The following is a 20,172-nucleotide window of genomic DNA, read 5'->3' as shown; positions in this document are numbered from 1 at the left end:
ACCAAGCTGGCGTGTATTCGTCTTACTCTCCGCCATAATGAGTCCACGGCCTACTTGACCGGCACACTCGCCGCCATCGTGAATGGTCACAGGCAGAGCCGGAACGATGAATTGTTGCCGTGGCATTCAAAAGTACCATCAAGCCAGCCACTTGACGGGTTCATCTCCACCGGCATACTCGTCGTCGTGATACAGGAGCTGGACTTGCGAAATGATCGAAGACGACGAACCAAATCTGGTGACTTCTGGCAAAAGTAAGAGGATCGTCGTTGATGGCTATCCGTTCTCCATCGACATATTCCGACTGGAAACCGATACGACATGGACGCTTGAGGTGGTCGACTACAACAACACAAGTCACGTCTGGGACGAGCAATTCCGATCCGACGCAGAGGCACGGGACGTAGCGGTGCAAGCCATTGAGACAGAGGGTGCCCTTGCGTTCATGCGCGGAAACAACGTTATTCCATTCCCTCAAGCGTAAACCGACGTGCTCTCAAAACGGCGCTTACGATCCCTTCAAGGCGAACCAGTGTATCTGCCGGTAAACTGATCGATCACGATCGCGTGGGGCCGACGGTTCGATTCACATCTAAACCTTCATACTTTTCAATCCCTCGGTTTTCCCAGGATCCAATAGCCGATTGCCGTGATGGAATCTTTGGGCATGCCTCGCTCGTCGCATAGAAGCCGGCGGACCGCTGTCGTGACCTTTGCTTCTCCCGCAACCCATATATATCCGATACCCGCTGGGAGCTGAACGGCTTGGGCGATCTCGAGCAGGTTTGTCGATCCTGGAATGTTGCCGAATCCGGTGTGCCAATTCATGTCGCAAAGCGCGTCGAGGTCGAGCAGCGCGTCATGCATGTCCGGGATCTCGATATGAGAGACACATGGGCGATTACATTTCTTCTCGGCAAGTATCCTTGCGGCCGCGGGCAATCCTGTTGCGTCGGCAATGAGAATTATCCATTCGGCATCGTCAGGCGGTGCATATTTGCCCTGCGGACTGGTGACGCCGATCTCGTCACCCGTGCGTGCCAAACGAGCCCAATCCGAGGCCAGTCCACCGTCATGGACCACGAAATCGACAGTAACGGAGGCCGTTTCCTCGTTCACCTGCCTGATCGTGTAAGGTCTAAGGCGCGACCTTGGCAGGTCGGTCGGCATCTGCCAACGGTCATCAACCAGCCGAGGCATCGTGACTTTCCCGTTCTCCGCTGGAAAAACCAGCCGCACCCATTCATCCGGAAATCCGCTCGATTGAAACTGCGCCATATCCCCGCCGCCGATTTCAACGCGTATCATTGATGGTGTCAGCCAATGCTTGTCGAGAACTTCAGCGCGGTAACATTGTTTCATGGGGTAGGGTCTCCCGTTTCAAGTGTTGGTCTGGATTCAACGTCGCTGGCGAATGGAATAGAGGAATAGTGGCCCACCGATCAGGGCGGTCAGGAGCCCGGCGGGCATCTGCCACGGAAAGATCAGCGTCCGGCCGAGCCAATCGGCAACAAGCATCAAGGCGCCTCCGGCAAAAGCGGAGGCAAAGATCTGGGGCAAAGGACGATGGATACCGAATTGCCGCACCATGTGGGGGGCCAGGAGGCCGACAAAGGTTGCAGGCCCTACGATGATTGTCGCTGCGGCGGTCGAAATTGCGCTGTAGAGGATGATGGCGCCCCGTGTTGCCGATACGGGCAGTCCAAGAGCGCGGGCATTGTCTTCTCCGAGCTCCAGTACCTCCAGGCAACGACTGAACAGCGGCACCACGGCCATTGCCAGGGTTGCGGCGGCTGCCACGAGCACGGCCTGATCCTGCGTTACACGATGGGTCGAACCGGAAAACCATGTCAGAAGCAGGCCGCGTGCGGGTCCTCCCATGGCAATCACAAAGGAACCTATGGCACCGACGATCGAAGAAAGGGCTATGCCGATCAGGATGATTCTGTCTGGGGCAAAGTTGGCGCGTCCGGCGAGAATGACGATCGCGGATGTCACGAGGAGCGAACCGATGGCACATGCAGTGAACAGGTCGCCCGAGGTGAATGTCGTAGAGACGAAAAGAAGCGCGATTGCTCCGAGTGCTGCGCCGGCGGATATTCCCATAACCTCCGGGCTTGCCATCGGATTAGCTGTTACGCGCTGAACGAGAACACCACTAATGCCGAGAAGAATGCCGGCTGAGAGCGAAGCCTCGACCCGCATGACGCGCCAACGTTTGATCACCTCGATATCGGTGCACCATTCCCATCCCGCCGGGCCGCGGGCAAATGCGAGGCTCACGGCGAGCACGGCGACCATAATGAGAAAAATACCGAGCAGATGCCGCGGCCTGATCAGGACGCGTGGGAATGTCATCTGCCTCGCGACTGATTGCAACGTGCGGGATCTCGTTCCGGATAGAAGCACAAGCAATACCGGCGCACCCAGAAGCGATGCGAATGTGCCTGTCGGGAATTGGCCGTTCAAAAAGGCCGGTAATTGCACGATCTGATCGGCCAGGACGAGGAGCAGGCCTCCTAGAAGAGGTGCCCAAAGGACGAGCGTGCGCAACTCCCGTGCTCCGAGCGCACGGGCAAGGGCCGGCACTGCAAGGCCGATGAAGCCGATCGTGCCAATCGTGGCAACCACCGTTCCTGACATGATAATGGCGATGGCGAGCGATATGCCGCGCAGCCATGCTGGTTTCATCCCGAGCGAAATGACGACCGTATCCTCCATTTCGAGAAGGCGAAGGGCTCGGCACAGAAAGGCGGTGATCGCCCATCCGAGGAACAGGCATAGACCAAGGCAGAGCGCAGGTATCCAGCCGGTTTGTTCCAGCCGTCCGGTTTGCCATTGTGCGAGATCCTCGCTCCGTTCCGGATAGAGAAGGATGATGATTGCGCAAATCGTGCCGAGAGTTAGATTGACGACGAGGCCCGCGAGAATGATTACGATCGGAGATCGTTCCGCGCGCAAACAGATACCAAATACCCCCGCGGTGGCAAGTGCAGCGCCGGCTATGGCTATCGGGCCCTGGCCGATACCGAGTAGGCCGGGGGCCCATACCAGGGATGCGAGCAAGGCTGCCTGCGCACCCGCCGACGTTCCAAGTGTCGTCGGCTCGGCCAGCGGATTGCGGAGAGATTGCTGGAACAGCAGACCCGATAGGGAAAGCGCCGTCCCGCAGAGAAATGCAACGGCCAGACGCGGAAGTGCGGCCCAGGCGAAAAGAAGCTGCTGTATTGATTCCGACTGCTGCAATGACAGGGCATTGAGCCACTCAGATACGGGCAGGACGCGTTGGAGATTGATTGCTGCCAGCAGGAGGCTGAGCAACCCGACCAGCAGCACGAAAAAGGGAAGTGGGGACGATATTCGGGAGCGTCGTTCGAGTGCCTTTGCCATGTTATGTCGCCTTGTCGAACGTATCAGCCAGCCATTCTGCAAAGGTCGTCGCTGACAGCAATCCGCCGAAAACCGAGATCGGCGGCGAGACATGAATACGGCCCGCGCGCACGGCCGGCATCGACGCCCAGAAAATGTTGCGTTCGAGCCGCGACAGCATCTCGGTCGTCCGATCGTTCTGATTGAGGATCACGATCGACGCATCGGGAGACTGGAGCAGTTTTTCCGCTCCGATCGAGGCGAAACCAAAGCCGTTTACGGGGCCTTGCCAGGCATTCTGAAGACCGACATGCATCAATGCGCTGTCTGGCAGGCTGCCGGCAGCGTAGACGTTTACGAAACGGCTGGTACTGCGCAGATTAAGAAGAAACACGGGTTGCGGTGATGTTTGGCCGGTGATCCGTTGTAGGCGCGCTTCCAGTTGCCTGATCGCGGAAGGCTCTGACATTGTTGTTAGTTCATTGAGGACGCTTTCGCCAAAGCTCCTGGCCTTCTCTATCGGATCGCCACCGTTACCGTGGATGTCGCAAAGACGAACCGTGGCGATTTGGTCAAGCTGGGCGCGTGACAGGCTGCTCCACGATGGAAGATAAATCAGGTCAGGTTTCAAGCGATCGAGAAGCTCGAAGTTCGGCTCCCAGGTCGAGCCCAGATCTATGGTGCCGGCCGTGTCCGGAAGATGTGCGAAGCTGGCGCGAAACCCCGCAAGGTCTGCAATCGCAATCGGCGTTATCCCGACTGCAATCAAAGTTTCTGCAGCGGCCCAGTCAATGGCGGCGACGCGCGGGGCGTCAGTAGACGCCGCGCGCGCCGTAAGGCCTTGCAAAAGAAATGCCGCCGCACCGAAAATGACGGTGCGTCGGCAAATACGACCTTGCAGATGATACTTGGATCTTACCACTGGTAGCTGAGCTTGCCGAAAATGGTTCTCTGCGAACCATAGTTGCAGCCGTTGCTGGTGAAGCATCCGGGCACGTAATACTTGTCGAACAGGTTGCTGACGTTGATCGACGCGCTCAACCCCTTGGCTTCCGGAAACTTTTTGCCGAAGTCATAGCGGAGTGCAAGGTCAACGAGTGTGAACCCCGGCACCTTGAAGGTGTTATCGTCATTGCCCCAGGTCTCGCCGATATAGCGCACACCGGCACCAACACTGAGACCTTCCAGCGCTTCCTGCTGTAACTCGTAATTCACCCAGAGCGACGCCGCATGGCGGGGAACACGGTAAGGCGTGTTCCCGAGCTGACTTGCCGTTTTTGTTTCCGTGATCTCTGCATCCGTGTAGGTATAGGCTGCCGCGAGGCTGATGCCGTTATCAAGATTGGAAACGGCCTCGAATTCCAAACCACGGGCGCGGATTTCACCGGTCTGCAGGGTATAGCGCGGATCGGCAGGATCGTAGGTCTGGACGTTCTGGCGTGCGAGATCGAAGGCGCTCACGGTGAATATGCCATCAAAGCCATCTGGCTGATACTTGATGCCAACCTCCCATTGCTGAGCCGTTTCTGGAACGAACACATTGCCGAGGCTGTCGGTGCCGACGACAGGGTTGAAGGACTCGGAATAGCTGGCGTACGGCGCAATGCCGCCGTCAAAGAGATACGTCAGACCGGCCTTTTTGGTGAAGGCATGATCGTTTTGTTTGGTCGACGTTCCGGCGATGAGGTTTTCCGTATCGCGCCACGCCCAGTCCTGCCTCATGCCGAGTGTCAGAATGAGATTGTCGAGCTTGAGTTGATCCTGAACGTACAGACCTGCCTGAGACGCGTCGATGTCCGAAAGTGACTTGGTCGAATAGACGTTAGTGTTGACGGACGATCCGTAGACGGGGTTGTAGATATCGATCGCGCTTGCAGTGCCGCGCTGCTCCAACCAGCGTGATGTGCCCCAGAGATAATCCAGACCGACGATCGCCTTGTGTTCAATCGGACCGGTGTCGAAATCGAACCGGAAGCGGCTGTCGACGGCAATGCCGTCGTTTTCAATGTCACGCAGGTTATAGGTGCGGTTGAGCAACCGGTTGTCCACCAGCGCTCCGCTGGCCTGCAGGTACTGGCGATGGTTGGACATATGTGTGTAGCGAAAATTCTGCTCGAACTTTACGGTATCGTTGAAACGATGTTCGAACTCGTACCCGACCGCTGTTCGTTCGGATGTCTCATATTCCCAATCCGGTTCGCCGAGGAACCGGCTGAATGGGATGTGGCCGTTCGGATTCGGCAAGAGAACGGCGGTGGCCGGAACCTGCGCGTAGAAATCTCCCTCGTTGCGCTGATAGGAACCGAGAACGGTCAGCTTGGTATCCTCATTCGGCGCCCAGGTGATACTCGGGGCAAAGTAGCGGCGATTGTTTTCAACGTAGTCGACCTGTGTATCGGCCTCACGCACCATGCCGACCATGCGGTACATGATGTTTTTTTCTTCCGTCGTGCCGCCAACATCGAAACCGCCTTGATAATGATCGAAGCTGCCGACCGTTGCTTCGACTTCATTGACCGGGTTTTCTGTCGGTCGTTTGGAAACCACATTGATCAATCCGCCCGGAGCCTGCTGACCATAAAGAACGGAAGAGGGCCCCTTGAGAACCTCGACACGTTCAAGGCCGTATGGTTCGACAGCGAAGAAGCCGAAATAGCCCGGGGTGACGGACCTAAGGCCGTCCTGATACATTTCCAGACTGCTCTGCTGGAAGCCGCGAAGATAGAGCGGATTGTCCATCATTTGCGCGCCGCTCGTTTCCGATCGGACACCTGCAGTATAGCGAAGCGCTTCGTTGACGCTCTGTGCCGCCTGATCTTCGATGCGGTCGGCGGTCACAACGGACACCGCCTGTGGCGTTTCGAGGATCGAGATGTCACCCTTCATTGCCGAGGAGGCGTTTCTTGCCACATAGCCGTCGACCGGGCCGAAGGCACTCTCGCCGGATACGACGATCGGTGCAAGGTTTGTGGAGCCGCCCCGTGCATCTGCTGTGCCGGCGGCCGCAGGCGAAATGACAATTGTTCTGGAATTGGTGAAACTATAGCTCAGGCCGGAGCCTGAAAGGATGCGCGCGATGGCTGTATCGGCCGACAGGCGCCCGCTGACGCCGGGAGACTGTTTGGCTGTTGCATTCGATGGGGCATAGGTGACCTGAATGCCGGACTGGCGACCAAAGGCAGCCAGAGCTTGGTTCAAAGGTCCGGGTGCGATTGAGTACGTCGTTTCGGCGGTCTGCGCGATGGCAGGTTTTTCCGCCGTCATCGTCACGATTGCCGCAACCGACGACAACAGCAGCGTTACTGCCGAAACTCGACCTCGATGCCTGTAATCGACATCCAATTTGCCCCAAAGTCCCATAGGTGCCCCTTCAAAATACGCAGTTTCAAGGCGCGATGAAGCTTTTTCATCGGCGCCCCGATACAGAAAACGGAAGGGGCCGCAAAATTTTCTCTTTTTTCTCAAGTTTTTTTAGAAGGCCGAAATTATGGTGAGATAAGGGGATAATTCCCTGACCTTGCCGCCATAGGGTCGGACGACGGCTTCGAGCGCCAGATCCGGGTTTCTGAGGTCATAGACACCGCTGACCGGCTGGATTCCCAGGTCCGTGTCCGCAATCAGCACCCGGCCACGTTTCCAGCGGGCGATCCTTGTCACAACGGTAGCGATCTTCTCTTTTTCGACAACGATCATGCCGTCACGCCAACTGCCAATCTGGCCGACATCACGTGTTCCGGTGGAAAGCGTTCCGTCGGATGTCGAAAGGCTTAGCCAGTCTCCGGCATTCAAGGTCATAGCTGGCCGTTTGATCTCGGGCGGCAGGTCGGCCCGAACGATCCCGTGGCTCACCGAAAGATTGAACTGGCCGCCGTCTTCGCTGATATCGAAGGCGGTACCGAGTGCCGTGGCGATCATGGTGTCCATCTGAACGGCAAATGGACGTGCGCTGTCTCTGGCGACTTCAAAAAATGCCATGCCCTGGATCAGTTCGACGTCGCGTCGTGTGCTGTCGATGCGAGAGGCTATGGCACTGTCTGGCCCAAGCGTCGCGATGCTGCCATCGGCAAGTTCCACGCGTTTGATTTCCGCAGTCGAAGTGATGACATCGGCGCGCGCCTGAAGGATCAGACCGGGAGCGGAATAGCCAGCCGCCATTAGCGCCCCAGCGCCGAGGAGACCACCGACGACAAGGGTGCGCCGCGACATCGAATAGGCATGGCTGCGTTCGGTTCGACGTTTGTCCGTCAGAAGCTTGCCTGTCATGCCGTGGATTTCGAGCGCCTCTGCAAAGACCTGACGATGCAGATCGCTTCGACCCAGCCAACGGGTTGCAACGTCAAGCGCCACCGGATTGTCCGGATCGCTCTTGATACGGATCAGTATATCCACCGCTTCTTCGAACAGCCGATCCTCGTCGGTTTCATCATCACTCAACGACATTTTTCCCCACACGATTTCTGCGCCATTTCCGGTCCCGCATAGGGGATAACGAATGAAAAGGCGGCTTTTTCTGCAGTCTGACGCGGAATGTTAGACATCCTTCAGCCGTGCGCGGATGTGGCGATAGGCCTCGCGGATGAGAGACCAGGTTCGGGTGGTCGAAAGCCCGATCGTCTCTGCGACCTCGGCGATGGTCATTTCCTCCAGCCGGTAAAGTTCAAACGCCCTGCGTGTCCGTTCGGGCAGTTCCGCGAGTGCTGCATCCGAGAGTGCCAGACGCTGTTTGTCGTAGACGACAGTTTCCGCAGACGGCTTGGGGTCGGCAACCGCGTTGGCCTTGGCCTCCGAGACCTGGCTGAAAGGCGCCTTGCTTTCTCGTCTACGGTGATCAATCAGGACATTGCGGGAAATTTGGAAAATATAGGCGCGCGGGTTGTGTTCCAGGGCGGTCGGCTTGGCCGTTATCAGCCTTAGAAAACTGTCCTGCGTCAGATCTGCGGCGGTGTCCTCCGTCAGGCCACGGTTACGCAGGAAGCTTCGAAGCTCCTTCGAGTAGCGCTCAAACAGGTCTTGAATATCCCAAACCATCACAAATGGGCCATCGACACTGGGTTCAAATGGACGCAACCGGGCACGGCAGAACTCAACCAAGTCACAGACGGCAACACATAGCTTAGGCGGGGCAGTTAAACTAGGGAGTATTGCTCATGTTTTTATGTGGCCGGACTTGAGCATCTAGATATTTGTTTATCGCACAGGCATCCAAGAATGCGGCCTAAGACATGGAAAATAAGAAAGATCAGTCGTTTAGAGAACGCGGCGCGCAGTGGTCGAAGGTTCGATTTAGTTCAAGAGCTTGGCCCTCAACAGCCATTCTCGAACCCACAGCTCGCGATGCAGTCAGCAGGAAAACAGCGTTATCTGGATCAGTGCATACACTTGCTGAAAGGCAGGGATGGGCATTGCCATTTCGGCAACATAGCCTGCTAAACATTGGTCTGTTCAAGAACGCATTCCTTTGACACTATGCCAAAAAGGAGCAATTTCAATGGCATATATCGTCACGGAGCCTTGTATCGACGTCAAGGATGGAGCCTGTGCGCAGGTCTGTCCGGTGGATTGTATCTATGAGGGTGGCCGGATGTTTTACATTCATCCCGATGAGTGCATTAACTGCGGGCTTTGCCTGTCTGTCTGTCCCGTCGATGCCATTCTTTCGGATGACGCCGCAGCTGGTCGAATGGATTTTATGGCTATCAACCGCGACTTCTTCGGTGCCGATATTAGTAATATTGGCTCACCCGGGGGGTGGGAAAAGTGGCGTTCTACCGCCATGGATCATCCGCAGGTGGAGCAGTTCGGACGATAGGGGGCTTCAGGCAGAGCTATGCGCCGGCCATCTGTTCACGATAATACCGACGGGCCGCATCGGAGAGTGACTTTGCCAGACCACGCTGCTTTTCGAGCCGTGGCAGATCGGCTTTTGCCTGAGCGCGGAGTTCGCTGCGGGCATTATCAAAATCCACATTGACGAGCTTGCGATCTCTCATCACGGTCGACCCATCGACAACCAGCCCTCGGGCATACCGGCCGGTCATTCGCGTCATGAGCGTCTCAGGCACATCGACATCCGTGAAAATCGCGTCCTGCGTCAGACCACGATAGTCGATACAGACAAGGTCTCGGGCGGGGGGTGCATTGATAACCTGTGCTGCGTGATGAATGGCGGCTTTCAATGTGGTCTGCGCTGTCATTTTCTCATCCAGGTCGCACCCTGCCTGCAGAAGGCGAAAAAGTCTCATCTCACGCCAGAGATCCTGATCATCATCCAGGCTCGTTCCGTCAAGACCAATGGCGACTTTCAGACCGGCGCGCATCGCATCTGATGCAGGTGCGATACCTGAACGCAGGCGGAGATTGGCAGACGGGTTCGAAACCAGTTGGACGCCGCGTTCGGCGAGCAGTTCACATTCGGCCTGTGTCAGTTGCACGCCATGCGCGACGGCAAGCCGCGGAGACAGAAAGCCAATATCATCGAGATATCTGACGACGCCATTCGGAAACCGGCGGTCGAGCCAGGCGCGTTGCCGTGGGCTTTCCAGCAGGTGCATGTGCACACGGCGGTTATTGTTTGCAGATGCATCTGCGATGGCTTCAAGCAGGGCATTCGAACACCACTGCGGCCCGATCGGTCCATACTGGATATCAAACAGCCCCCCTTTATTTTCGGCTGCGACAATATCCACAGCCTCCAGCTGGCGCGCGATCGAAGCGTAGCGTGGGATGGTGTCCTCAACTGCGTCCCATTCGTCTGCCGACATAAAAGGCCTGAGCCGCGGTGGACCGCCGCCATAGGCCCACGGATCGAAGTCGAGCATGGGGCAGGAAAGAGCAAGCCGGATGCCAACATCCGACGCCGCCTTGCACACAAGCGCGGCCTCGGTGATCAGGCTTTCCGCATTCAGCGAGTTGTGGCAATGCATCGTTCCGCCAACGCCATTCAGAGCAAGTCGGGAGAAGGCGACGAGTGCTTCCAGATAAGGGTCAGTGCGTGGGCGCAGGCGTAGCCAAGGAATCCAAACTTCCAGTGCGTCATCGAATGCAGCAAAATCGAGTGTCCGGATGCCGTAGCCGTGGTCATGTGCGTTGATCGGAGCTGGCATGATCAGGTCGCCGCCGCGTGCGCCTGACCGGTCTGAAACAGAAGCGTCCTGCACGTCTTCAAGTGTGGGGTTACCCTTGGCCGGCACGTGCAATAGGCTCAGTTGCATCAGGCTATTCCCCTATGTAGACTTTTAATCTGGATGTGAATTCTTCAAGTTCGGTGCTTAGATACTCGATCACCAGCTCGGTCGCACGGGTCAGTTGTCGACGCCGTGGCGTGACGATGCCGACCTCGATATCATTAACGCGCGAGCCGGATATGCGGATCGCGACAACCTCGCCAGCCTCCAGTTCACGAAGAAAACCAAGCGGGGTGAAGAATGCCACTCCTGCACCCGAAAGGATCAGCGGTTTCAGCATCATCTGGCTATTGGTGGCAACGAACGTCCGGCTGACACGATCGAGTGCGCCGAGTTCGACCGCGACCATAGAACTCATCACCTCGTTATCGAGCTGTAGTAAAAGCGGAAACTGGGCGCATTCCTGTAGGGTAAGGCTCTTTTGTCTGGATAGCGGGTGGTGCGCGGCAACGATTGCCATCAACGGCATTTTGACGCTGAAGACACACTCGATATCGTTGGGTCGCGCCAGATCGAATGTGACGCCGATGTCGCAGTCGCCCTCTGTCAAAAACCGGAAGATGTTGTTGTAGCTCTCTGTTCGGACGCGGAAATCGATCGCGGGGTGGCGTGTGTGGAACCCACGCACCAATTCCGGCAAAAACTGCACTGTCAGACTGTCAAGACAGGCTATGTGAACCCGTCCGGTTTTCTTGCCTGTCAGGTCGCCAAGATCGGATCTCATGATCGAATAGTCGTGTAACGTTTCGCGGGCATGGCGGAGCACGATTTCACCCGCCATGGTCAGCCGGAGACCATCGGAGAACCGCTCGAACAGCGGAGTTCCCAGCTCATCCTCCAGCTTCTTGATTTGTCGGCTCAGGGCGGATGTCGCGACGTTCAACTCTTCCGACGCCTTTCGGATAGAGCCGGATCGCGCGACTTCCGTAAAATATTTCAGGATACTTGCATGCATGCTTATCTCCGGTCAGCATCAGTGCGCATTTCGGAAATCAATAACACGCTCAGCACCCTCGCCAAACGGGGGGTCTTTTCTCCTGGAATGCCAGCACGCCTTCTTGCGCATCTTCACTACTCAAGGCTTTCAGCAAGGCGGGGGTTCTCAGCGCCTGCGCTTCGGAAGGCACGAGATGCCCGGTGCGGTTGACCGTCTGTTTGATCGCCCTGAGTGACAAAGGCGCACAGGCTACGATGTCGGCAACCCAACGGTTCACCGCCTCGTCCAGATTTTCGGGTGTGGCGACTTCGTTGACGATCCCAAATGCCTGCATGTCCGATGCGCTGAACTGGCGACCCGTGAGCATGACGCCCATGGCCTGGTTAAACGGAATCTTTCGCTGTAGCATGACCATTCCACCGTCCAGCGGCATGCGACCAACGCGGGCTTCCGGCAGTCCGAAACGGGCGGTGTCGCTGGCGATAACGATATCGCAGCCCAGCACCATCTCGAAGCCGCCGCCGAGAGCGAAACCGTTGACGCGGGCGATGACGGGAATATCAAGGCTTTTTCGAAACGCGATACCGCCAAACCCGTTCGGGCGGCTTTCGGCCCAGTATTCGAGGCCGGTTTTCTGGATGCCGGTCGCGCCGCCCTTGAGGTCTGCACCAGCGGAAAATGCCCGTTCGCCCGCACCGGTCAGCACCACGCAACTGATATCGTCGCGTTTCTCGATGTCGTGCCAGATACGCTCAAGCTCAAGCTCTGTCGCCGGATCGATGGCGTTCATGCGCTCGGGTCGGTTTATCGTCACGCGAGCGATGCGGTTCTCGATATTGAAGACAACGCTCACGCTGCGTCTCCTGTGAGCAGACCCAGCGAATGAATGATCTCATCATTATGTTCGCCAAGTTTTGGTGGCGGCAAACGAACAGAAACCTTCGCCGCAGACATTTCGATGGGTGAGCCGATGACACGAACCGGGCCAGCGGCGGTTTCGCCAACCTCCAGAATCAGGCCGTTGATCAACGTCTGTTCATCTTCGAGCGCTTCGGGAAGTGAGCGCACTGGCGCGCACAGAATATCGACGTCTTCAAGCCGCTTCAACCAGTGTGCTGTGGAGTTCGTGGCAAAACGCGCCCGGAAAATGGCGTGTAACTGGGGGCGTGTCTGCGCCTGGGCATCGAAATCCGCATGTTCGGGCAATGCCGAGAGATCATTGATCTCAAGTGCATTGCAAATATCGCGAAGCGGGTTTTCCTTGAAGGCGCCGACCATGACGATTGCGGTATCGGTGGTTTCGAAAACACCGCTGAGCGGAAAGGACGACCAGTTGAGTTCTTTGCCACGCATCATGTGCATGGTGCCTTCCTGCATCTGCATGGCAATCAGCGAACTGTACAGGCTGACGGCAACCTGCTGGCCTTCCCCGGTTTTTTCACGATGCAGGAGTGCCAGCAGAATGCCCTGTACGAGATGCATGCCAGCCGAATAATCGGCAATCGTCGTCGAATAGATCGCCGTTGGATGGGTATAATCTGACTTGCGCTGCATGACGCCGGTCATTGCTTGCGCCAGGGTGTCCTGTCCACCCTTGTGGCGATAGGGGCCTTCGAGGCCGAAGCCTGTGCCAACGGCAAAGATCAGCTTCGGATTGATCTTTTTGAGATCGTCGTATCCGAAACCCATGCGCTCCATCACGCCGGGGCGGAAATTGTTCACGACGACATCGGCATGGCGAAGCAGTTCCCGAACGACATCGCAAGATTGCTTGTCCTTCAGATCGACGGACAGGCTGCGCTTGTTACGGTTCAGTGAGGTGAAGACCGGATTATTCAGCCCGTCCGGGTCCGACCCTACTGACCAACGGGAGAGATCGCCGATTTTCATCTTTTCGATCTTGATAACGTCGGCGCCATAATCGGCCAGCATCTGGGTGCAGCAAGGGCCAAGCATCACCTGCGTGAAGTCCACGACACGGATACCTTCGAGCGGAAGAGTTGTCATTCTGCTGCCTCCAGATAGCTTGCATTTGCAGAGGGGATATCACCGGGGTCGGCCCCCTGATTGCGAAGCATACTGCGGATCTTCGTGATATCAGCCTGTCGCGCCGTGACACCGGCATTAAGAGCAACCACTGCAGCCACGCCTGCGGCTTCGCCCATGGCCATGCAGGGGGGGATTTCGCGGCTTGATTTCTGGGCCTGCGGTGTCGCCGAATAGTGGCGTCCTGCGACGATCATCTGCTCCACATCCTTTGGCAGCATGGCGCGATAGGGCGTGTAATAGTCGCGGCCACGGCATATCGTATCTGCGAAATGCCGGCGATTCATCACGTCATCCTTTGTCACGACATAGGAGCCTTCAAGAAGACGCGTCTGGCGAACGCCTGTTTGCGGTGCAAAATCAACCACATAGGCATTTTCGAAGCCGGGCATTTTTTCACGGGCAAAATCCAGCAAATGGCCGATGCGGCTGCGGCCTTCGATCTCCGCAGTGGTAAGGTCGTCAACCTTCAGGCCGCTGAGCTTCGGCATATGCGGGCAGTTCAGCCATACGACACCCGGCAGTGGCGTTTTCAACCACCAGAACGACCAGCATCCGCCGATCAGGCGTTTCGCTTCATGATCGAGCTGCTTGAATGCTTCGGGCTCCTCGCGCTCGAAACGCTCAGCGGCATCGGTGTCGACGCCGCCCCACCGCGACACAGTGGTAAGAATAAAATCGGATTCGGTGTTTGCCGCACCCGCATTGGCCGCGACGTCGAGATCGCCAGTCGTATCTATGACGATACTACCCAAGATGGCTTCCAGTCCAGCTTTGGTCTGGCAGACCACACCGGTGATACGGTTGCCCTCCATGATAGCGGACGAGAACCAACTGTGCAGACGGAGTTTGACACCCGACTCGGCAATCAGATCGTAGGAGGTCTGCTTGAAGGCATCGGGGTCGAAGGCCGCGGAATAGCAGATGGGGTGAGGCATGGTTTGCGTATGGAAATCGAACAGGCCCCAGCGCGCCCAGCGTTGCCAGGCCGCCGGCGTATCGCGAAATTCGATCATGCGGTCACGCTCATCCGGAACCACGCAAAGGCCACGCTTTTGCATGCGCCCGATCATCTCGACGCAGATGCCCTGCACGGTGACTTCGGTTTCATTGACCATATCGTCAAGCACCAGCACCATGCCGCCAGATGCGAGGCCACCGAGATACGGGTAGCGCTCAATCAGGGTCACGCTCGCGCCATTGCGTGCTGCCGAGACGGCCGCTGAAATGCCCGCAGGGCCACCGCCGACCACGACGACATCCGAGCGATCCACGACTTTTACGCCGCGCGCTGGCAATTCAATTATCGATGTCATTTCATTTGCCTCCAGATAAGCCGCTTTAGTGAGCAGCAGCCGGCTTCCACCGGACAACTTTTGTTTCGATCAGCGATACGATTGAGAACAGAACCACCGCAGTCAGGGCTGCGATCACCACGGTTGCGTAAAGCAGCGGCGAGCGGAAATTATAGGTGGCCTCGATGATGAGGGCGCCAAGCCCGAAACTCGAACCGATCCATTCCGCCACGATCGCGCCCATGACACTGCTGGTGGCGGCGATCTTGAGCGCGGCAAACAGAAAGGGCAGGGATGCCGGGAGCTGAACTTTCCACAAGACTTCCCGCTTGTTGGCCGACAGAACCCGCATCAGATCCAACATGGCCGGGCTGACGGATTTGAGCCCCTGAACCATGTTGACGAGTGTGGGAAAGAAACAGATGAGACCGGCGATAATGATCTTGGGCGCGATGCCGTTGCCAAAAATCAGCACCAGGATAGGTGCGAGGGCTATGATCGGAATGGCCTTGATGAAGACAGCAATCGGATAGATCGCCCGTTCTGCCACGCTGCTGTGCACGAACCAGATAGCCAGAAGAATGGCGATCAGGTTTCCGAAAATAAAGCCCAACGATGCTTCCAGCAATGTCGGAAGAAAGTTCTTCCACAGGATGGGACCATTGTCCCTGAAGGCAAGAACGATTTCCCACGGACTTGGCACCATGAATGTCGGCACTTCGAAGGCCGTCACCCCGATTTGCCAAGCTGCGACGAGACCGATCGTCGTCAGGATGACAGGCATGTTACGGCTAAAGACGCCAATGGTCATATCAGCCCACATCGCCTTCCGGGACGCGGTTTGTATTTCGATCGTGTCTCTGGTCGAGATGGAATTGCTCACAGGCATTCCTCCAGCAATGTGCGCAGGTGGGCGGTAACCTGAATAAAATCGATGGTATCGCGTATGGCCAGCGACCGTCCCGCAGGAAGGTTCACCTCCAGAAACTCCTTTACGCGACCTGGGTTGGCCTTCAGCATCAGAATCTTCTGGCCAAGAAACGCGGCTTCAGGGATCGAGTGGGTGACGAAGACAATTGTCGTTCCCGTTTCCTGCCAGAGGCGTAGAAGCTCCTCATTGAGCTTGTCACGGGTGATTTCGTCGAGTGCGCCGAACGGCTCGTCCATCAGCAGAATACGCGGGCGGGTCACCAGCGCCCGCGCAATCGCAACACGCTGGCGCATGCCGCCAGACAGCTCATGCGGCAACGCTTTCTCGCGCCCGCCGAGACCGACCATTGCCAGCAAATCGTGCGCGTCGGCGTGATCGCGTGCCTTGCCTGCCCCGACTTCAAGGGGAAGGCATACATTGTCGATCACATTGCGCCATGGAAGCAACGTCGCGTCCTGAAAAACAAACGCGAAATCTCTATTCCCGCGTGCGGCCCGCGGAGTCTGGCCAAGTACGGATATCTGCCCATGCGATGGCTGTACAAGATCGGCCATGCAGCGCAGCAGCGTTGATTTTCCGCAGCCTGACGGCCCGAGCATGGTCACGAAGCCTCCTTCCGGAATGTCCAGAGAGACATCCGAAAGAGCGGTAAACTCGCTCGGGCCTTTTCCGAAACGCACAGAGACGTTTCTGATGGAAATTGCCGCTTTCGCGGTGGTCGGGCTTTCCTGGATGGTCCTTATTGCCAGCATGATCTCAGCCCAGATTCTTGCGGAAATCGCTTGTTGCCTCCAGTACGGAGAAACTCACGACATCATCGAGTAGGGGGACAGATTGCTTGAACTGACCGAGATCGGCATAAGCCTTGATCTGGTCTTCCCAGGTCGACTTGTTCATTGTCCCCCAGCCATCTTTTTTGGTGGTTTCGCCAAACGAATAGCCGAGAACCGGTACGGCAGCTTCAAGCTCGCTGGCCTTGTCGAGATTAGGGAATGCCTCGACCAGAATATCAACCGCTTCTGCCTGGTTGTCGCGGGCATAGGACCAGCCCTTTGCCGTCGCCATTGTGAAGCGCGCCAGAACATCGCCGTGCTTGTCGATCTGGTCGTCGGTGGTGAAATAGACGTTTGCGTACAGCTTGAGGCCCGCATCCCACAGCATCATCTGTACGGAGTCCGTGCCAAGCACCTTCATGGCGTTGATATTCGTATTCCAGCCGGTCACCGCCTGTGCCTGACCCGTCAGAAGCTGGTTCATATCCGAACCCATATTGACGATGGTGACCTTGTTTTCCGCGATGCCGTTTTTGGCAAGCAGTGCGCGGAGTAGGATAACGGCAGTTGGCTGGGTGGCGATGGTTTTGCCGATCATATCTTGTGGCATGCGGATCGGATTTTTATCTGTCGAGAAATAGGTAAAAGGGTGTTTCTGATAACCGGCGAGAAAGGCCTTGATCGGAATGCCCGCGCCACGCGCCAGCATCACGGCCGGGCTGGACGATGTCTGGCCAACGGCAGCCTGCCCGGACGCCACACCCGCGACACCATCGATGTTCGGGCCACCCGGTACGATTTCAAGGTTGACGCCCTGTTCGGTATAAAATCCCTTTTTCTTCGCCACGACTTCGCCAAGAACGCCGTTCGAGCCAAGCCAGCCCAATTGCATTTTGACGTCGGCTATATCGACTGCATTTCCGGCGCGAACGCTGATAAAATTCTGCATTGTCGCCGCGCCACCCAAAATGGCGGCGTTCGCAATGAAACGGCGGCGATTCATTAAAAAACTGCTCATGTATGTTCCCCTTATAAGAACTAGCTTCGCGGGTAGCGTGCTACGGCTTATCCGCCGTTGAGGGGATCATGCCGAACATAGGCGTTCTAATAAAGAACAATTATTCGCCGCATTACTTGCCGAAAAGGCAACGCATGGATCGTGGCCCTGTCTGCCCTGTTTTTCATCATCGGGAACAGATTTGATGCACGACAGATCGTGCCCTGCATGCCGACTGAACAGACTCTGGTACTTCCCTCGGGAGGATTTTGCGTATCGTCACGCGAAAAGCGCGTATGCCGGCTGCTTATTTTCAGATGACGGTAATAGAATCAGTGATCCGTTGGGAACTTCCGGACTGGCGACATTTCCGAAAGCATGATGCGGGCGGTAGAGATAAGCGACGGTCCCACTCTTGTCTCTGGTGCAGGGCGGGATGAAACGCTCATGCGAAAACCGTCGCCGCAAAATGGCAACATTAGCGAGGCCGTTGCCGCAATGCGTTTTGCCGTTGGTGTGTTTTCAAGCATCATGATATCGCAGACTTACGGTCGCGCTGCAAACCCGATGGTAACGGGCATCAGGGCGTCACGGAGATTCGGCACGGGGCCGTGGGTTGCCGGCGTGGGCGAGCATATCCTTGGGGGCAATGTCGCCGAGACCATCACTGTGGCAACGGAAGATGACTCCCAGTTATTAGGGAAAGCGACTGCAAGCCATGATTGCAGCCGGCGTCATGGAGGCCGTCTTCACTAGCCCCGGGGGGCATGCCGAAAGCCGCGCGGTTATGCAGTGCCTCACGGATTGGGAAGCGCTGCTGCAACCGGTCTAACGGGCGAAAACGCTGTCGAAATCGTTGAAACCCTTTACTTCGATGGGATTACCGCTCGGATCGAAGAAGAACATCGTCCTCTGTTCGCCTGGTTCTCCTTCAAAACGCACGACGGGCGGAATATCGAAAGCAATACCTGCCGTCTCCAGCCGGTTGGCAAGCGCAAACCATGCCTCCAGCGGCAGTACCACGCCCAAGTGGGGCATCATTACCATGTGGTCGCCGACTTTTCCTGTGCGCGATACTTCGAAGGGCTTGCCAAGATGAAGCGAAATCTGATGTCCGAAGAAATCGAAATCAACCCAGGTATCCGTACTGCGCCCCTCTTCGCATCCAAGGACATCCCCGTAAAAACTCCGTGCTTCGTCAAGATTGGTCACGTGGTAGGCGAGGTGAAAAAGTGATCTCATTGGCGGTTCTCCAGAATGATGTTGATCCCATCATAGGTTTACCGTAGGGCAAGTGAAACTATGAAATTGTGTCTCTGAGGATAAGCATCTCTATATGGACATTCGCTTCCTGCAAAGCCTGCTTGCTGTCATAGAAACGGGCTCTATCACGGGTGCAGCCCGCCGGGAGAAGCTGACGCCTGCCGCGATCAGCCAACGTATCCAGGCTTTGGAACGCAGCCTGAACTGCAAGCTTTTCTCGCGCGGAGCGCATTCCATCCAGCCGACCGAAACATGTCTGGCATTGCTGCCTCGTGCACGGCTTCTGGTCCGGGAGAGTGCTCATCTCATGGATGATGCGCTTGATGGAGATTTGAGAGGCGAGGTGAAGATCGGTGCGATTTCGACGGTGCTAACCGGACTTTTGCCTGCATTTATCCGCGAAACGGCACGGCAAGCTCCCGATCTGAAGTTGCGGCTTGTCCCGGGATCGTCGCTATATCTATTCGAACAACTGCTTGCTGGCGCTCTCGATATCGCAATTCTTGTCGAGCCGCCTTTTGCGCTGCCTAAATCACTCGTTGGCCACAGAATCAGAAGCGAACCACTAGTTTACATGACCAGGGCTGAGATAGTTGCGGATGATGTCTTGAAGCATGCTGCGGGGGAACCGTTCATCCGGTATGATCCCGTATCCTGGGGAGGCCGCATCGTTGGGAGATATATGGAGACTTTCGATCTCTCGCCCGATGTCGTTTGTGATCTCGATGCGCTGGAGACAATTGCGATCCTGGTGGCCCAGGGACTGGGAAACGCTCTCGTTCCGGCATGGCAAGGCCTGGTGCCAACGGGTTTTAACATCGTCTCCGCTTCGTCCGGCACGACATTCTCCCGCAACATAGTGCTTTTGCATGAAGCTATCCCGGCACGGCCAAAAGCTGTTGCTTTTCTTCTGGAATTACTCCAGCCCGACGATCATTGAAGATTGCGTATTTCCGAAGTTCAAGTTTCTTGCTTACGGTCTTGACCATGGCAGCCGTGAGCTTCGTGTCAGTGCTGAAGATCTGTCCGGTAGGGCAGGGTAGCAAGGGGCTTCGATGGAAGAGGTTGCAGCAGCCATCGACCAGATCACTCTCAGCCTTGCCAAGGCTCGGTGACGGCGCGGCGTTTTGGATTTTCGCGGTCGTTGTTGACCCCTTGGCTTCGGGAATAGCCCACAGCACGAAGACCGGGCTTAGGCTCGACCAGACTAAAATAAAGCGTGTTAGCTCGAGGCCGTCGTCGGCTTTTTGTTGCTCATGTCATGACGCTACTATGTATGTAAGCGGTGTTTCACTGGCACGTCGCCTGATAAACGCTAGCCCTCCAAGCTGGAAATGATGGTCGTTAATTCTTCCATGTTGGCGAAGGTGACGTCGG

General features: G+C 56.6%; 18 protein-coding genes. 3 read left to right on the top strand and 15 right to left on the bottom strand.

The features are described 5' to 3' along the window. The first annotated feature begins 211 nt into the window (after nucleotides 1–211). The gene (locus PL597_RS23425) at nucleotides 212–484 is read left to right on the top strand and encodes a hypothetical protein (protein ID WP_173991721.1); all 273 of its coding nucleotides are present in this window, start codon (nucleotides 212–214) and stop codon (nucleotides 482–484) included. Between the two features lie 125 nt (nucleotides 485–609). Here PL597_RS23425 and PL597_RS23420 read toward each other — a convergent pair whose 3' ends face one another. The 6 genes from PL597_RS23420 to PL597_RS23395 form a co-directional block, all read right to left on the bottom strand. Continuing rightward, complete coding sequence (locus PL597_RS23420; RefSeq protein ID WP_271366336.1) at nucleotides 610–1,362, bottom strand: siderophore-interacting protein; 753 nt, start codon at nucleotides 1,360–1,362, stop codon at nucleotides 610–612. Between the two features lie 36 nt (nucleotides 1,363–1,398). Beyond that, entirely contained in the window at nucleotides 1,399–3,390 is a 1,992-nt protein-coding gene (fhuB, locus tag PL597_RS23415) for a Fe(3+)-hydroxamate ABC transporter permease FhuB (RefSeq protein ID WP_271366335.1), read from the bottom strand. 1 nt (nucleotide 3,391) lies between these two features. Continuing rightward, nucleotides 3,392–4,291, bottom strand: coding sequence for an ABC transporter substrate-binding protein (locus tag PL597_RS23410; protein ID WP_269824987.1), 900 nt, complete (start codon nucleotides 4,289–4,291; stop codon nucleotides 3,392–3,394). Further along, entirely contained in the window at nucleotides 4,285–6,729 is a 2,445-nt protein-coding gene (locus tag PL597_RS23405; protein WP_271366334.1) for a TonB-dependent siderophore receptor, read from the bottom strand. Before PL597_RS23405 ends, PL597_RS23410 begins: the two co-directional genes overlap by 7 nt. Nucleotides 6,730–6,840: 111 nt before the next feature. Then, nucleotides 6,841–7,809, bottom strand: a complete 969-nt coding sequence (locus tag PL597_RS23400) for a FecR family protein (RefSeq protein ID WP_271366333.1) — start codon at nucleotides 7,807–7,809, stop codon at nucleotides 6,841–6,843. A gap of 90 nt (nucleotides 7,810–7,899) precedes the next feature. Beyond that, the gene (locus PL597_RS23395) at nucleotides 7,900–8,397 is read right to left on the bottom strand and encodes an RNA polymerase sigma factor (protein WP_173991727.1); all 498 of its coding nucleotides are present in this window, start codon (nucleotides 8,395–8,397) and stop codon (nucleotides 7,900–7,902) included. 460 nt (nucleotides 8,398–8,857) lie between these two features. On the opposite strand from PL597_RS23395, the gene PL597_RS23390 reads away from it, so the two are divergent. Then, nucleotides 8,858–9,178, top strand: coding sequence for a 4Fe-4S dicluster domain-containing protein (locus PL597_RS23390; RefSeq protein ID WP_173991728.1), 321 nt, complete (start codon nucleotides 8,858–8,860; stop codon nucleotides 9,176–9,178). Nucleotides 9,179–9,194: 16 nt separating this feature from the next. On the opposite strand, the gene PL597_RS23385 is transcribed toward PL597_RS23390, so the two are convergent. From PL597_RS23385 to PL597_RS23345, 9 genes are all read right to left on the bottom strand, one after another. After that, entirely contained in the window at nucleotides 9,195–10,580 is a 1,386-nt protein-coding gene (locus tag PL597_RS23385; RefSeq protein WP_269824990.1) for an amidohydrolase family protein, read from the bottom strand. A 4-nt stretch (nucleotides 10,581–10,584) separates the two neighbouring features. Then, the gene (locus tag PL597_RS23380) at nucleotides 10,585–11,508 is read right to left on the bottom strand and encodes a LysR family transcriptional regulator (RefSeq protein WP_137412167.1); all 924 of its coding nucleotides are present in this window, start codon (nucleotides 11,506–11,508) and stop codon (nucleotides 10,585–10,587) included. 49 nt (nucleotides 11,509–11,557) lie between these two features. Next, nucleotides 11,558–12,343 carry an enoyl-CoA hydratase-related protein gene (locus tag PL597_RS23375; protein WP_137412168.1) on the bottom strand — a complete coding sequence of 262 codons (786 nt, stop codon included), beginning with the start codon at nucleotides 12,341–12,343 and terminating at the stop codon, nucleotides 11,558–11,560. After that, nucleotides 12,340–13,497 carry a CaiB/BaiF CoA transferase family protein gene (locus PL597_RS23370; RefSeq protein ID WP_149147399.1) on the bottom strand — a complete coding sequence of 386 codons (1,158 nt, stop codon included), beginning with the start codon at nucleotides 13,495–13,497 and terminating at the stop codon, nucleotides 12,340–12,342. Before PL597_RS23370 ends, PL597_RS23375 begins: the two co-directional genes overlap by 4 nt. Then, nucleotides 13,494–14,867, bottom strand: a complete 1,374-nt coding sequence (locus tag PL597_RS23365) for an FAD-dependent oxidoreductase (protein ID WP_269825037.1) — start codon at nucleotides 14,865–14,867, stop codon at nucleotides 13,494–13,496. The genes PL597_RS23370 and PL597_RS23365 overlap by 4 nt, the downstream gene beginning before the upstream one ends. A gap of 10 nt (nucleotides 14,868–14,877) precedes the next feature. After that, entirely contained in the window at nucleotides 14,878–15,654 is a 777-nt protein-coding gene (locus PL597_RS23360) for an ABC transporter permease (protein WP_173991752.1), read from the bottom strand. 56 nt (nucleotides 15,655–15,710) lie between these two features. Continuing rightward, nucleotides 15,711–16,514, bottom strand: coding sequence for an ABC transporter ATP-binding protein (locus PL597_RS23355; protein ID WP_269827410.1), 804 nt, complete (start codon nucleotides 16,512–16,514; stop codon nucleotides 15,711–15,713). 4 nt (nucleotides 16,515–16,518) lie between these two features. After that, a complete protein-coding gene (locus PL597_RS23350) occupies nucleotides 16,519–17,553 on the bottom strand; it encodes an ABC transporter substrate-binding protein (protein WP_271366332.1) in 1,035 nt (344 codons plus the stop codon). 807 nt (nucleotides 17,554–18,360) lie between these two features. Continuing rightward, entirely contained in the window at nucleotides 18,361–18,774 is a 414-nt protein-coding gene (locus tag PL597_RS23345; RefSeq protein WP_271366331.1) for a VOC family protein, read from the bottom strand. Between the two features lie 94 nt (nucleotides 18,775–18,868). Between PL597_RS23345 and PL597_RS23340 the strand changes: the two genes are divergently transcribed. After that, a complete protein-coding gene (locus tag PL597_RS23340) occupies nucleotides 18,869–19,735 on the top strand; it encodes a LysR family transcriptional regulator (RefSeq protein WP_269824995.1) in 867 nt (288 codons plus the stop codon). Nucleotides 19,736–20,172: the final 437 nt, after the last annotated feature.

The sequence above is a fragment of the Agrobacterium sp. ST15.13.013 genome (assembly GCF_027956525.1).
Taxonomy (GTDB): Bacteria; Pseudomonadota; Alphaproteobacteria; order Rhizobiales; family Rhizobiaceae; genus Agrobacterium; species Agrobacterium salinitolerans.
Note: the sequence above shows the minus strand (reverse complement) of the source record. Positions and strands in the feature narration are given on the sequence as shown.